Source organism: Streptococcus sp. Marseille-Q6379 (assembly GCF_965119505.1).
Window position 1 is genome coordinate 159362 of record NZ_CBCPLV010000002.1, and the last position, 15165, is coordinate 174526.

General features: G+C 40.2%; 11 protein-coding genes and 1 riboswitch. Of the genes, 3 read left to right on the forward strand and 8 right to left on the reverse strand.

Annotated elements, in window-relative coordinates:
• Window positions 1-124: 124 nt before the first annotated feature.
• The 4 genes from tpx to pcrA all read right to left on the reverse strand — a co-directional run bounded on the left by tpx (window position 125) and on the right by pcrA (window position 5213).
• A complete protein-coding gene (tpx, locus tag ACWPVZ_RS07460) occupies window positions 125-619 on the reverse strand; it encodes a thiol peroxidase (protein ID WP_037611582.1) in 495 nt (164 codons plus the stop codon).
• A gap of 67 nt (window positions 620-686) precedes the next feature.
• Window positions 687-1442: an HAD hydrolase family protein gene (locus ACWPVZ_RS07465; protein WP_454381673.1), complete on the reverse strand. Its 756-nt coding sequence runs from the start codon at window positions 1440-1442 to the stop codon at window positions 687-689.
• Between the two features lie 60 nt (window positions 1443-1502).
• Window positions 1503-2783, reverse strand: coding sequence for an O-acetylhomoserine aminocarboxypropyltransferase/cysteine synthase family protein (locus tag ACWPVZ_RS07470; protein WP_155213108.1), 1281 nt, complete (start codon window positions 2781-2783; stop codon window positions 1503-1505).
• Window positions 2784-2903: 120 nt separating this feature from the next.
• Window positions 2904-5213, reverse strand: a complete 2310-nt coding sequence (gene pcrA / locus ACWPVZ_RS07475) for a DNA helicase PcrA (protein ID WP_454381676.1) — start codon at window positions 5211-5213, stop codon at window positions 2904-2906.
• 305 nt (window positions 5214-5518) lie between these two features.
• Window positions 5519-5625: riboswitch (glycine riboswitch) on the forward strand.
• A 96-nt stretch (window positions 5626-5721) separates the two neighbouring features.
• Between pcrA and ACWPVZ_RS07480 the strand changes: the two genes are divergently transcribed.
• From ACWPVZ_RS07480 to ACWPVZ_RS07490, 3 genes are all read left to right on the forward strand, one after another.
• Window positions 5722-7065, forward strand: a complete 1344-nt coding sequence (locus ACWPVZ_RS07480) for an alanine/glycine:cation symporter family protein (protein WP_037597809.1) — start codon at window positions 5722-5724, stop codon at window positions 7063-7065.
• Between the two features lie 127 nt (window positions 7066-7192).
• On the forward strand, window positions 7193-8563 hold the full coding sequence (gene mnmE, locus ACWPVZ_RS07485; protein WP_410537200.1) for a tRNA uridine-5-carboxymethylaminomethyl(34) synthesis GTPase MnmE: 1371 nt from the start codon (window positions 7193-7195) through the stop codon (window positions 8561-8563).
• Between the two features lie 176 nt (window positions 8564-8739).
• Complete coding sequence (locus ACWPVZ_RS07490) at window positions 8740-9648, forward strand: AraC family transcriptional regulator (protein WP_392391877.1); 909 nt, start codon at window positions 8740-8742, stop codon at window positions 9646-9648.
• 35 nt (window positions 9649-9683) lie between these two features.
• Here the strand turns inward: ACWPVZ_RS07490 and nt5e are convergent, their stop codons facing one another.
• From nt5e to ACWPVZ_RS07510, 4 genes are all read right to left on the reverse strand, one after another.
• On the reverse strand, window positions 9684-11918 hold the full coding sequence (nt5e, locus tag ACWPVZ_RS07495; protein ID WP_454381679.1) for a cell surface ecto-5'-nucleotidase Nt5e: 2235 nt from the start codon (window positions 11916-11918) through the stop codon (window positions 9684-9686).
• A 110-nt stretch (window positions 11919-12028) separates the two neighbouring features.
• Window positions 12029-12682, reverse strand: coding sequence for an amino acid ABC transporter permease (locus tag ACWPVZ_RS07500; protein ID WP_454381681.1), 654 nt, complete (start codon window positions 12680-12682; stop codon window positions 12029-12031).
• 58 nt (window positions 12683-12740) lie between these two features.
• Window positions 12741-13589, reverse strand: a complete 849-nt coding sequence (locus ACWPVZ_RS07505) for a transporter substrate-binding domain-containing protein (RefSeq protein WP_454381683.1) — start codon at window positions 13587-13589, stop codon at window positions 12741-12743.
• A gap of 105 nt (window positions 13590-13694) precedes the next feature.
• Window positions 13695-15146 carry an amidase gene (locus ACWPVZ_RS07510; protein ID WP_454381685.1) on the reverse strand — a complete coding sequence of 484 codons (1452 nt, stop codon included), beginning with the start codon at window positions 15144-15146 and terminating at the stop codon, window positions 13695-13697.
• Between the last annotated feature and the right edge of the window lie 19 nt (window positions 15147-15165).

Here is a 15165-nt window from a genome sequence, read left to right on the forward strand (position 1 = left end):
AATCTCCTTTTTTATATTTTACTATCCATATTGAGTATTGCTATACAATAATAGCAAGAAGCTAATACTTTTGCAAGTAAAAACTGTAAGAAAGACAAAATAAAAAAGAGACCTGAGCCTCATTTTATAAGCTTTTAACCGCTGCTACTGCTGCTTCATAGTTTGGATCAGTATTGATATTGTCCAAATATTCGACATAAGTAATCTTATTGTCAGCATCTGCCACTAAAACTGCACGTGCTAACAAGTGCCATTCTTCAATGAGGACACCATAATCTTTACCGAAACTATTATCATAGTAGTCAGAAAGCATGATGGCATTTTCAAGTCCTTCAGCACCACACCAACGAGCTTGTGCAAATGGTAGGTCCACTGAAATAGTAATAACTACTGTATCGTCTAATTCTGACAATTCCTTATTAAAGGTACGTGTTTGAGTTGAACAGATACCAGTATCGATTGATGGAACGATAGAGATAACTTTTTTCTTTCCATCGAATTCTGAAAGTGATTTTTTCGTCAAATCTGTTGCTGTTAAGTTAAAGTCACGCAAGGTATCTCCAACTTGAAGTTGTTTGTCTTCTGCTACTGTAACTGGTTTTCCAATAAATGTTGGCATGTTAGTCGTCCTCCAATACTTTTTTTACTATTGTACTGTAAATATAGCAATAAGCCTAAACATTTGTTTAGAACTTTTCAAACAGAAGTTTAATTTTTTCAGCAATAACTGCATTAATTGTAGGAATAACCTCATCCGCAAAGTTTTTTAGGTAGGGATAATCACCAATTTGCACTCCATATATAGAATTTTTGAAAAGAGAAATATCATTTTGATCATTTCCAAAAGCTACAAAGTCTTTACCAAAGTGGTTTAAAACAGTACTAGCCTTGGTCACACCTTTAGGATTAATGTAAAGACACCTTTCGATATCATGATAACTAAGGTCTAAACATTCCAGTTTGTTTAGATTAAAGATAAGGTCTTCACGTATATCTTCATGCTCTACAAGTGGAATAACAACTTTGATAGGCTCATTAAGTTCATGAACAGGCAAAATCCTTGCTTTGTTTAATGGATCAACATTTGAAAGAAAAGGGATTTGCTCAGGATTTTGAATAGCATAATTAAAGGTATCATCAATAAAATAAGGGAGATTATAAGTATCACAGTAGCTAACAATCGTTCTGAGATCATGAGAAGGTATTGTGTATTGCGATACTAAGTGTTCATCTTGAAAGACTTCACCACCGTTTAAGCCAACTACTGTCAGCTTTCTCAATTCTCCTTCTAAAATACTAAGACAGTCTCTGTAAGAGCGTGCTGTTGCAAAAATAATTTCATGTCCGTATTTTGATGCAGTTAAAAGAACCTTTTGTAGGTCTTTTGACATGGTCATACCATCAAAACATAGGGTTCCATCCAAATCAAAAACAAATTTCATAGGGATAGTATAACAAAAAACCAGCTAAAGAGCTGGTTAAATAAGTTAGTATCGGGATACTTAAATTTTATCAAGGGCTAGTTTTAAATCTTCAATCAAATCATCTGCGTTTTCCAAACCAACTGAGATACGAATTTGATTTGGAGTGACACCACAAGCTAGTAAATCAGCTTCTGCCAATTGTTGGTGAGTTGTTGTTGCAGGGTGCACCACCAAAGATTTTGCATCAGCAACGTTGGCTAAATCTGAGAAGATTTCAAGATTATCTATAACGGTACGTGCTTCGTCTTGTCCACCTTTAACATGAAAAGTGAAAATAGAACCTGGTCCTTTAGGGAAGTATTTTTGTGCCAAATCATAGTAAGGACTTGATGGTAATCCAGGATAGTTAACCTTTTCAACTTTTGGATGATTTTCCAAAAAGTCTACGATTTTTTTAGTATTTTCGACGTGGCGTTCGACACGAAGTGAAAGTGTTTCAAGTCCTTGCAAGAGCAAGAAAGCATTGAAAGGTGCCAAGGCAGCCCCTGTGTCACGCAAAAGTTGTGTACGAAGGGCAGTTACAAATGCTGCTGGACCAACATCACGCGTATAGCTGATATTGTGGTAAGATGGGTCCTCGTCAACCAATTGTGGGAATTTGCCTGAAGCTTCCCAGTCAAATTTACCAGAATCGACGATAAGACCTCCAATAGTTGTTCCATGTCCACCGATAAACTTAGTTGCAGAATGAACCACGATATCTACACCATGGGAGATAACATTGATGAGATATGGAGTTCCAAAAGTATTGTCAGCAACCAATGGAATCTTATGACTGTGAGCAATCTCAGCAATTTTTTCAAAATCAGGAATATTGATAAGCGGATTTCCCAAAGACTCAATCAAGACAAGCTTGGTATTATCTTTGATTGCAGCTTCAATTTCTTCAGGATTGTCAACATCTACAAAAGTTGTTGTGATTCCATAGCGTGGAAGGGTTTCTTTTAAGAGATTGAATGTCCCACCATAGAGGGTTGTCGCAGCAACAACGTGATCGCCAGCATGTGCCAAACCAAGAATAGCATAGGTGATTGCAGCCATACCTGATGCCGTAGCCAAGGCCCCAACACCACCTTCGAGGGCTGCAATACGTTCTTCAAGTACTCCTACTGTTGGATTGGTAATACGTGTGTAAATATTACCAGGCTTTCTAAGGGCGAAGAGATCTTCACCTTCTTGAGCGTCGTCAAAAACATATGAAGTGGTTTGGTAAATTGGAACAGCACGTGATTTTGTTTCCTTGTCAGGTGTTTGTCCAGCGTGTAATTGTAAGGTTTCAAATGAAAATTCTCGTGACATATGGGTGTCCTCCAAAACAAAAGTTCCCTTCATTCTACACCCAGAAAAGCTAGCTGTCTAATAGAAATTTTTTATCAATGTGATAGGGAGGGCTTATAAAAAGGACCTTTAGGTCCCTTTCTATTTCTTCACGATAGGTGCTACGCTTGCCAAGACTTTTTTAAGTCCAACTTCTGGGAATTTTATCTTAAGTTCCTGTGTCTTGCCACTTCCAGTTACTTCTAAGACGGTACCATCTCCCCATTTCTTGTGGTGAGCGATATCTCCGATTTCCCAATCTGTAGCTGAGTTGCTAGGGTCTGAAGTCTTACCAAAAGGTAGTCCCCCAGTAGCTTTTGAAAATGGCTGAGCGCCAGTATGTCTTTGCGGTTGTGCATTTGCTTTTCTGGTCTGAAGCGCTTGTTGTAAACTCATGCCTTGACCAAATTGTGTAGGCTCTTCCTTTGTAAAACGAACACCAAATGATGAATTGGCTGGACGTGCTAGACCTTGATATTGTAATAAATCATCTGAAATTTCACGTAAGAAACGGCTAGGACGATTATAGCTAGTCTTACCAAAAAGCGTACGTGTATTAGCGTTGGTAAGGAAAAGAATCTCTTCTGCCCGAGTGATACCTACGTAAGCCAAACGACGCTCTTCTTCGAGTTCATCTGGCTCTTCTGAGGCACGTGACAAAGGGAAAACTCCCTCTTCCATACCAATTAGGAAGACAACTGGGAATTCAAGCCCTTTGGCAGCATGGAGAGTCATCAAAGTTACCTCTGCTGCTTCCATATCACCATCGTCCGTATCAGCAATTAAAGCTAAATCGTTTAAGAAACGGCCTAAACGGTCAATACCTGTCTCGTCTTCCGTACCATCGGTGTTGGTTTCGTCAAAATTCTTAGTAACAGACATGAATTCTTCGATATTTTCAATGCGCGCTTGACTTTCAAGTGTTTGTTGCATCGAAAGAGCATCCAGATAACCAGACTTATCCAAAACGGCCTCTACAGCTTCAGTGATACTTAGTCCATCTAGCTGATCACGTAGGTTCAGAATCATGTTAGCAAAATCGTAAACGCCCTGAGCTGCTTTCCCCTTAATAGGAGACAACATAATATTAGCTGAAGCATCTAGGAGGCTCATGTTTTGCTCATAGGCAAAGTTACGAATCTTTTCTAGTGTCCCAGGCCCAACTCCACGTTTAGGTTCATTAACGACACGTTCAAAACTAATATTATCCGCAGGATTGGCAATCAAGTTCAAGTAAGAAATGACATCACGAATTTCTTTACGGCTATAGAACTTGGTTCCTCCAACCATGGTATAAGGAATATTAGACTTGAGTAAAGCTTCTTCAATGGTACGAGACTGAGCATTGGTACGGTAAAGTACAGCGAAATCCTTGAAGTTCTTACCTTCTTCACGAATAATGTTATCAATAGTTGAAGCAACAAAAACAGCTTCATCACGCTCGTCATTAGCACGGTAATAAACAATTTGTTCACCGTCATCATTTTGAGTCCAAAGTTTCTTAGGACGGCGGTTACGGTTGTTCTTGATAACTTCGTTGGCTGCTTGGAGAATTTTCTTGGTTGAACGGTAGTTTTCCTCCAAGAGGACAACCTTAGCTTCAGGATAGTCCTTCTCAAAATCAAGGATGTTCTGCATGTCAGCCCCACGCCAACCGTAGATTGATTGGTCAGCATCACCCACGACACAGATATTCTTGAAGCGAGATGCTAAGAGTTTTACCAACTGATACTGCGCATGGTTGGTATCTTGATATTCATCCACGTGAATATACTGATAACGCTGCTGATAATAAGCGAGCACATCGGGATTTTTATCAAAGAGACGCAGAGTCATCATAATCAAATCGTCGAAATCCATGGCTTCACTACGACGGAGCTCTTCCTGATAGGCTTTGTAACATTTAGCAACGATTTGAGTATACATGTCACCAGCTTGGTGCTCATAAGCCACTTCATCCAAGAGGTCATTTTTTGCGTTGGAAATCGTCCCTAAGATGGCACGTTCATTCCACTTCTTAGGATCAAGGTTAAGAGTCTTGAGAATACGTTTCATCAAAGTACGTTGTTCACCAGGATCCACGATAGTAAAGTTTCGATTGTAGCCAATATGGTCCGCTTCACGACGAAGGATTCGCACGCACATACTATGGAAGGTCGCAATCAAGGTTTCTGAAGTTGCTGGGTTTAAAGCCATAGCACGCTCTCGCATCTCACGAGCTGCCTTATTGGTAAAGGTAATGGCCAAAATATTCCAAGGATTGATCATTTTTTCGTCGATAAGGTAGGCAATGCGGTGGGTAAGTACACGTGTCTTCCCTGATCCTGCACCTGCCATAATCAACAAAGGACCTTCAGTCGTTTGGACGGCTTCGGCCTGTTTGTCATTCATACCAGTTAATAATGGGTTCATCATATTCTCCATTCTCAAAAATAAGCTCTACTATTTTATCATTTTTTGGATGAAAATGCAGACTCTATTCATAATGAGTGTGAAATAACTTTAGTAAATAATCGTTTGTTATTATTGGGAGGTTGTTTGCTTAAAATGATTGTTATTCCAAGCTTTTCTAGGTTTTGGTGAAAGGCATTCTTAAGTATAATATTCGGTTTTTTATAGTTTTGATGAAAATTAATGTTGACACTGTTCGGTTTTTTAGATAAGATAGAACCACAATAAAATAAAAACCGAGTGATGTCATCAGGAAGACTGGTGATTGACGGACTTCTGGAGAGATCTTGAAGCAGCCTTAGCTGTAAACAAGACACCGAAGGGGCAAGGGGTAACAACCGAAACTCTCAGGTAAAAGGACAGAAAGCATCGCAAGTTTTTAACTTGTAGTAATAGCTTTGTATTCTCAGAGGTCTGGTTAAGCCAAACCTCTTTTTTGACGTCTCGGTTAAAGGAGATTGTTACATTCATGTTAGACTTTTTTACTACCATTGATGATTTTGTCTGGGGTCCACCCCTTTTGGTCCTTCTTGTAGGAACTGGGATTTACCTTACGCTTCGTCTTGGACTTTTGCAAGTTCTTCGTCTTCCTAAAGCTTTTAAACTTATCTTTGCTGAAGATAAAGGGGAAGGTGATATTTCTAGTTTTGCAGCCCTTGCGACAGCTCTTGCTGCAACTGTTGGTACAGGTAACATTGTTGGGGTAGCTACAGCCATCAAAACTGGCGGACCTGGTGCCCTTTTCTGGATGTGGATTGCGGCTTTCTTTGGTATGGCAACCAAATATTCCGAAGGCCTTTTGGCTATTAAATTCCGTACACTTGACGACCAAGGTAATGTTTCTGGTGGTCCAATGTATTACATCACACATGGTTTCTCTGGAAAATGGCAAATAATTGCTAAACCTTTGGCCTACTTCTTTGCCTTTGCAGGTGTGCTTGTTGCATGGTTGGGGATTGGTACTTTCTCTCAAGTTAACTCAATCACCGCCTCACTTCAAAACAGCTTTGACTGGTCACCAAAAATCGTAAGTATCTTACTTGCTCTTATAACTGCTGCCATCATTTTTGGTGGTATCCAATCTATCTCTAAAGTTTCTGAAAAGGTCGTGCCATTTATGGCTGGACTTTATATCCTAGCAGCTCTTGTGGTCATCTTTACAAACTTTAATCAACTTTTACCAGTTCTTGAAATGGTCTTCCAATCTGCCTTTACTGGTAAAGCAGCAGTAGGTGGTTTTGCTGGTGCAACAGTCATGGTCGCTATGCGACTTGGTATTGCGCGTGGTGTCTTCTCAAATGAGTCAGGTCTTGGATCAGCTCCTATCGCTGCCGCTGCCGCTAAGACCGAAGAACCTGTTGAACAAGGTTTGATTTCGATGACAGGTACTTTCATTGATACGATTATCATCTGTACGCTTACAGGTCTTGCTATCCTTGTAACTGGTCAATGGTCAGGTAGCCTAGAAGGTGCCCCAATGACACAAGCCGCCTTCTCTTCTGTTTTTGGTACATTTGGTGAAATTGCCTTAACACTTTCTTTGGTTCTCTTTGCCTTTACAACAATCTTGGGTTGGTCTTACTATGGTGAACGTTGTTTCGAATTCATTTTCAAATCAACGAAATTCCTTCCACTCTACCGCCTCATTTTTGTGGTTATGGTTGCTCTTGGTGGTTACCTCACACTTGATGTTGTTTGGAAAATTGCGGATATCGTAAACGGCTTGATGGCATTGCCTAACTTGATTGCCCTCCTAGTCCTTTCACCAATCATCATTAAAGAAACCAAATCATACTTTGAACGCCACAAATAAACCAAAAGAGCTCAGGCTCTTTTTTCTTGGCTTTATTAGCACCAATCCTTGCGACTACTGCTCTTTTGCGTTACAATGAAATTAAATCATTTTAAAACTTATACAGAAAAAATCCAAAGGAATAACTATGTCAATTACCAAAGAATTTGATACGATTACTGCCATTTCAACGCCCTTAGGTGAAGGTGCTATCGGTATCGTTCGCTTATCTGGAACCGATGCTATCGCCATTGCTAATAAAGTTTTCAAAGGAAAAAATCTAGAATCAGTTACTTCACATACTATCAATTACGGCCATATTGTCGAAAATGAGGAAACCATTGATGAAGTCATGGTAAGTGTTATGCGTGCGCCAAAGACCTTTACGCGTGAGGATGTCGTGGAGATCAACACTCATGGTGGGGTTGCTGTGACTAATGAAATCCTCCAACTCCTTATTCGTTCTGGAGCTCGTATGGCTGAGCCTGGAGAATTTACCAAACGTGCCTTTTTGAATGGTCGTGTGGACTTGACTCAGGCTGAAGCTGTTATGGATTTGATTCGTGCTAAAACTGATAAGGCTATGGCCGTTGCCGTCTCTCAACTTGATGGGTCGCTCAAGGATCTCATTAACAACACTCGCCAAGAAATACTTAACACCTTGGCTCAAGTCGAAGTTAATATTGATTACCCAGAATATGATGATGTTGAAGAAGTTACCACAGCTCTTGTCCGTGAAAAAACGCAAGAGTTCCAAGCACTTTTAGAAAATCTTCTTGCCACTGCTAAACGAGGAAAAATCCTACGAGAAGGCCTTTCAACGGCAATCATTGGTCGTCCAAATGTCGGAAAATCTAGTCTTCTTAACAATCTCCTACGCGAGGAGAAAGCTATCGTAACAGACATTGAAGGTACCACCCGTGATGTCATTGAAGAATACGTTAATATCAAGGGTGTTCCACTTAAGTTAATCGATACCGCTGGTATTCGAGACACAGATGATGTGGTTGAAAAGATTGGTGTTGAGCGTTCTAAGAAAGCTCTCGAAGAGGCTGACCTGGTTCTCCTTGTGCTTAATAGCTCCGAACCGTTAACAGAGCAAGACCGTACATTACTAGAAATCAGTCAAAATAGCAATCGCATCATTCTTCTAAATAAGACAGACCTACCACAAGCAATCCAAATGGAAGAGCTTCCCGAAGATGTCATTCCAATTTCAGTCCTCAAGAATGAAAATATTGACAAAATCGAAGATTGCATCAATCAGCTCTTCTTTGATAATGCTGGCCTAGTGGAGAAAGATGCTACTTATCTCTCAAATGCTCGTCACATTTCACTCATTGAAAAAGCTCTCGAAAGTCTTGAAGCAGTCAATCAAGGTCTTGAATTAGGCATGCCTGTTGACCTCTTACAGGTTGATATGACACGCACCTGGGAAGTTTTAGGAGAAATTACTGGTGACGCCGCCCCAGATGAACTCATTACACAACTCTTTAGTCAGTTCTGTCTAGGGAAATAAACATAACTAAATTTATGTAAAAAAGATGCTTAGTCATCTTTTTATTTTGCATACTTAAATACAGAAATAAAATTATGTAAATAAAAAAACTACCAATACTATAAGACGATTAACTCATGCTTTTTAAGAAAGAAAATGCTATCATGGTATTATCCTATGATTTTGAAAGGTTAATCATGAGTCAAGCAGCTACTGATACTGATTTTAAACATTTAATAGATTTTGATGATAATCTGCTTCCTTTTCGACTGGAGGAAACTATGGTCGAAAATGGACGCCCTGATATTCTATTTCATTGGCATCCTGAGCTTGAAATACAGTACGTTTATGAGGGGACAGCTCGCTATCATATTGATTATGACTATTTTGACAGTCAGGCTGGAGATATTTTTTTGATATGTCCTAATGAGCTTCATTCGATTCATCCCATAGATAATCAGTCTCATCATACTGATACTCTTCATTTTCATTTGGATATGTTGGGACAGTCTCTGGTGGATCTGCTTAGTCTCCGTTATCTTCAGCCCTTACAGAATTCCAATTTTAAGTTTAAACAATGTCTAAGACCATCAGACGAGGGTTATACGGAAATTAAAGCACTTCTCTTCGAGATTTTTAAGATAATTCGTCAGAAAGATCGTCACTATGAACTTCTTCTCAAGTCAAAACTAGAGGAATTAATCTATCTCTTCTACTTCTATCGCTTGGTAGAGCGAAAGACTTCTGATGATCATTATCGTAAGAATGAAAAAATTCGGGAAATTATTGATTACATTAACCAGCATTATGCCGAAAATCTCACTATTGATAAGTTGTCATTGCTTATGGGGTATAGTAAGACTCACTTTATGACGATTTTTAAGCAACAAACTGGTACCTCTTGTACCGAATTTATCATTCAAGCAAGACTTAATGCTGCTTGTGAAGAGCTCCGTAATAGTGTTAAACCAGTTTTGGAAATTGCTACTGATGTTGGTTTTAACAATTTATCAAATTTCAACCGTCAATTTAAACACTATTACGACCAAACACCAAGTCAGTATCGAAAAACACATAGCAACAACAAGAAAACAAAAAAGAGTTAGCCAAATGGTTAACTCTTTTTTTATCTGCAAACTTCTTAGTATTTCTCTTTACCTTTGTGTTTTCCACTAAGTCCAAAGAGAGTTAGCAACATACCAAGTCCGAGGAGTCCAGCGTGTGAGGCCTTGTCACCTGTTGTAGGAAGAACTTCAGTTTGAGCAGAAGCTTCTGCCACTTTTTCTGTTTCTTTAAGTGCTTCGTTTCTTGTTGAAACGAAGAATACTTTACCATTAGGTGTCGTTACTACTTTAGATACAACTGGTTTAGTTGTTTTAAGGTCTTCAGCAACGCTAGATGGCGTAACAGGACTCAATGGATTGAGTGTAGGATCTTCTGCATTTTCTTTTTTGTTCAAGGCAGCAAAATCAGCACTTGAAATAGAAATGGTTCGTGAGTTTGGATTGATAACTGCATACTTAGAAAGGTCTGCATGTGTCAAGTAATCCGCAAAGACGGTATCCATTGAAGGACCTTCTTCACGAGGACCACCAAGCATTGTGTAGCCATCACCACCAGCAGCTAAGAAGTCATTCGTTACAAGGTAGTAAGTTTCATTAGTGTTGAGTGGTTTATAGGTACCAGTTTCTGGATCAAAAATGTCAATTGACAAGATACGTTTTTCTGCTGGAAGTGTTGTGTCATAATAAACACGAGCTCCTGATACTTGAAGGAAACCACCAGATGGTTCAAGAAGAGGTTGACCATTTTCATCTAGAACAGTTTTACCACTTTCGTCAACTTGGAGAATAGAACCAAGAGATTTGACAAACATATCATGGATATTTTGACCTGTCACTTGAATTTGAGCAACTGAGTTACCAAATGGAAGAACGGCAATGATATCACCTTTAGTGATTGGTTTGTCTTTGGCAATTGTTTCACGAAGACCACCACCGTTTGTTACGGCAAGGTTAGACTTGTGTGTGAAGGCTGATTGTCCGTAATCTAAGAGAGAATCAGCGACAACATTACCAAGGTTAGTTTCGCGAACACGAACATCCATACGGTCACCGCTAAGTTTAACTGGACTATTTTCGATAACTACTTTCGAAGAATCTGCCTTGTACTTAGCTTGGATGTCATCAACCATAGTTTTAACTGTTGGGTTAACTTGATAATTCTTCTTAGCTTCGTCGTGTGAAATCACGCCATGTGACAAGATACGGTCAGAATTATAAACGACGCGGCCGACATTGTTAAGGTAGCTACCAGTTTGGTTGTAAGTGACATTATCGCCGTATGTCGCTGTGTGAAGAGTGTGTGAGTGACCATCAAGGACAAGAACACGTTTTCCTTTCAAAGGTGCATAGTTTGAAAGAGCTTCTGCCAATGTTGATCCACGCCATTCAACTGGAGTTGTTGTATCTATACCCAAGTGACTAAGGACAATATAAGTCTTGTATTCCTTACCTTCAGCACGAGCATTTGATTCCACTTGGTCAACAACAGCTTTAACCTCAGTAATAGGATCGGTGAAAGAGACACCAGTGATATTACGTGGGTGTGTCTTAGTAGCTGTCTCAGGTGTAGTAACACCGATAACAACTACTTCATCTCCATCAACACCAGGTGTTTTGTCAACGATTGTAGATGGTTGGAAAAGACGTACGCCGTTCACATAAACGTTAGATGTGATGATTGGGAAATTGATTTGTTTGCTCAAACGACGCAATTGGTCAAGACCAAAGTCGAACTCATGGTTACCCACTGTCATGGCATCAAAACCAACAGCATTCATGACGCTTGCCATGTCCTCACCCTTAGAGCTGTTTGAGATTGGAAGACCTTGGAATGAGTCCCCTGAGTCAAAGACAAGGGTTGTTCCTTTTGAACGAGAATCATTGACGATACCAGACAAAAGGGCATCACCAATAACTCCGTTACGATCATCTTCAACCATACGACCATGAACATCGTTGGTGTGAAGAACAGTTACAGTGTCGTTGCTGGCACTTGTGCTAGCATTTGTCACGACTTCTGTTGTAGGAGTTGCGGCTGCTGTTGCTGTTTCACTGGCTGTGGCAACTGGTGTCTCACTTGTTTCAGCTGTTGAAGCAGTAACAACTGATGTTGAACTAGCTACTGGAGCTGCAGACTCGCTTGCTGCAGTAGATGTCGCATTGGTAGTTGCCTCTGTAGCTACTACTTTAGTGCTTGTTGCTGTTACAGCTGCATGAGTTTCTACTTCGTCAGCTTGGACAGCATTAGCCAAGATGGCAGTTGAGACAAGTAGGGTTGATAGTGTCGTTGCAACGACTGTTTTCTTCTTCATTCCAAAAGACCTTTCTGATTTTTAAATCGCTTTTATTATACCACATTTATAAGATTAGAATTAAATAAATTTCAATATTTCATTAGATATTCAAACAATTTTTTCAAAAATCAATAGGTAGCTAAACGTTTTTCAAGATAGCCTTCAAGCAGTTCTAAAGTAAAGCTCAAAGTCCAGTAAATAAGGGCGATTAGGATATACATAGACATGTAGTCATACTCACGCCCACCGATAATCTTAGCATTTTGGAAAATGTCAGGCACTGTAATCATAGCAGCCAATGAGGAACTCTTAACCATATCAATAATAACATTACCAAGAGGGGCTACTGCTATACGCATAGCCTGAGGTAAGATAATCCGACGGATAATAGACTTCTGAGGAAGACCAAGAGAGCGAGCTGCTTCCCACTGCCCCTTATCTACGGCAACTATGGATGAACGGAAAATCTCTGCCATATAAGCGGCACTAACACAGGAGAAGCCAATAAAGGCACAAAGAAGGGCAGGTAGCTGAACACCAACATAAGGCAAACCAAAGTAAAGAATGAAGAGCACGACCAACATAGGAACCCCACGCATGATGGAAATATAAATGCGGGCTGGATACTTTAACCAAGGCTTTTGAGACATTCGCATAAAGGCAAGTATGACAGCAAAAACATTCCCAACCATAAAGCTTAAAAGCGAGATTCCTAAGGTATAAGGCAGACCTGATAGGACATAAGGAATGCTTTTTAGAATCAGTGAAAAATCAATAATCATAAGTCTAACTTTCTAAACATTTCTTTAGCAAATAAGCGATCCAATTGGATCGCTTATATTATTCAACATCAGAGATATCAATCTCAGTATAGTCAACTTTTGTTTTCTTTGTAACGTCTTGACCAGCAAAGAATTTCTCTGAAATCTTGGTAAGGGTACCATCTTTCTTCATGTCTTTGATGGCTTTGTTGACCTTTTCTTGAAGGGTTTTATTCTTCAATGAGAAGGTAAAGCTTGTTGAGTAAGGGTTACTGTAGATACCGTCGTTGATCTTAACTGGGTACTTGTCTTTGATAGCGGCTACTGCCATCTTTTGCAAATAGTAATCGTTGACGATAACGTCTGTACGTCCATTTACCAAGTCTTGCATGTAAACGTCATTGGTAACATTATCATATACGACGAGTTCAGCACCCATTTTTTTGGCAATCTTCATGTACTTTGTACTTGCAGCACCGGCTGCCTTTTTGCCTTTGAGATCCTTCCATGAAGAGATTCCAGAATTATCCGATTCACGAACGACCATTGAAGTGAAGGAATACTTGTATGGTTCAGAACGTAAGAATTTTTTAACATTCTTATTGTCGTCTTCGAGTGAGTAGTTAGCGATATCGACTTGCCCGCTATTTACAGCAGTAAGCATGCCATCTACACCCATCTCAGTGAATTCAATTTTCAACTTAAGACGTTTTCCAACTTCTTTGAGAATCTCAACGTCATAACCAGTCAAATTATTCTTATCATCGTGGTAGGTTTGTGGGTAAAGTGTTCCAGCAGTCGCAACCTTGATGCTACCACGTTTCTCAATCTTTTTCCAGTTCTTCTCACCTGTACTTTGTGACGAGCAGGCAACCAAAAAGACCGCAGCCAAAATTAAGCTAAAAACGGCGAAAAATCTCTTTTTCATCTATGTGTGTCTCCTTAAAAAATGAAGTTAAGTTAAAAAACTTATAATCTAAGCCTACACTATTTGAAAGGGTTTTACAAAAAATTGAACCGAGAATGAGTATAGCTAGCTAAAAACCGAACCTTTTTCCATTTGTTGGGCCAAGTGTAAGAGGAGGTCTTCTCTTCCCTTGGCAGCTGTCAGTTGAACACCAAGGGACAGCCCCTGCCCATCACGATAGACAGGTAAAGAAATCGATGGTTGTCCTGTCAGGTTAGCTTGTTGGGTGAAAGGCGTCCAATCTAAACTATCCGCAAACATATCCCAAATAAGTTCTTGTTGCTTTGGCCAATCAAACTCAGACATATGCTTGAGTTGGTTCTGTAGGCTTTCAGAGAGGGCAAACTGCCCATGCTTAGGTGCCACATCCGCAACTGTAGGAGTCAGAAGAATATCGTAAGACTCATGAAAATTCGCCATCTGATGGCTATACTGGTCCCACTGAGTTAGGACTTTAGAGTAAACTTTGGCAGGAATCTTTTGCCCAGATTGGAAAATAGCCCAAGTCATTAACTCCATATCTTCAAGCGTCATCTGACGTCCCAAACCAGCCTCTATACCATCAAACATGGCAGCCGTCTCAACACTATTCATGATGTAGTAAGACTGCATAGCTTCAACACCATTTAAAGGCTGTTGGGTGATTTCATGGACATGATGTCCTAGAGTTTCCAATGCTCTAGCAGCCTTTTTTGTCGCCGCAATAGCAGATTCTGACACCTTACCACCGATAGGAGATACAGTCAAAAAAGCAATCTTCAAAGGTCTGACTGGTTGGTCTAAAGAATCTTTGCTGAGCTTTGGCAAGATAAATGGACTTTCCATCTGACACGTCTGCATATGATAAAGCAAGCGTTTTGTATCTCGAACAGACTTAGTTAAAGCAAACTGGACAGAGGCTCCCTGCCATCCACGAAACGAACCAGGACCGACAGGAATTCGTCCTCTGGTAGGCTTGAGACCGATTAGGCCGTTAAAGGAAGCTGGAATTCGAATAGAGCCCCCACCGTCACTAGCTGGGGCCAAAGGAGAAATGCCAGAGCTCACAATAGCAGCCGCACCGCCACTTGAGCCACCAGCATTACGCCTCACATCATCAGGTAGATTGACAGGACCATGAATCTGGGCGTCACTGATATTTTTGAAGCCAAACTCAGGAGTGCTAGAACGTCCTAAAATAATAAAGCCCAATTCCTCAAGTTTCTTAACATAATTATCCGTTTCCTTAGCCCGATAACTTGTAAATAGGCGAGAACCCGCTGTTGACGGCTCACCAGCTTGCTCCTGACCTAAATCCTTTAGGAAAATTGGGACACCAGCAAAAGGTTTATCTGAAAAGTCTCTAGTTTCTGCTTCTTCTAAAGCTTTCTCGTAACGTTGACTGACGATAGCATTGATTTTAGTATTCGTCCTCTCCGCTTCACTTATAGTATCCTTTACTAGTTCTCGGGGACTGACCGTCTTATTTCGCACGGCCTCAGCCATTGCCGTTGCATCTGACCACTCATTTACTGACATCTTATATTCTCCCTGCTTC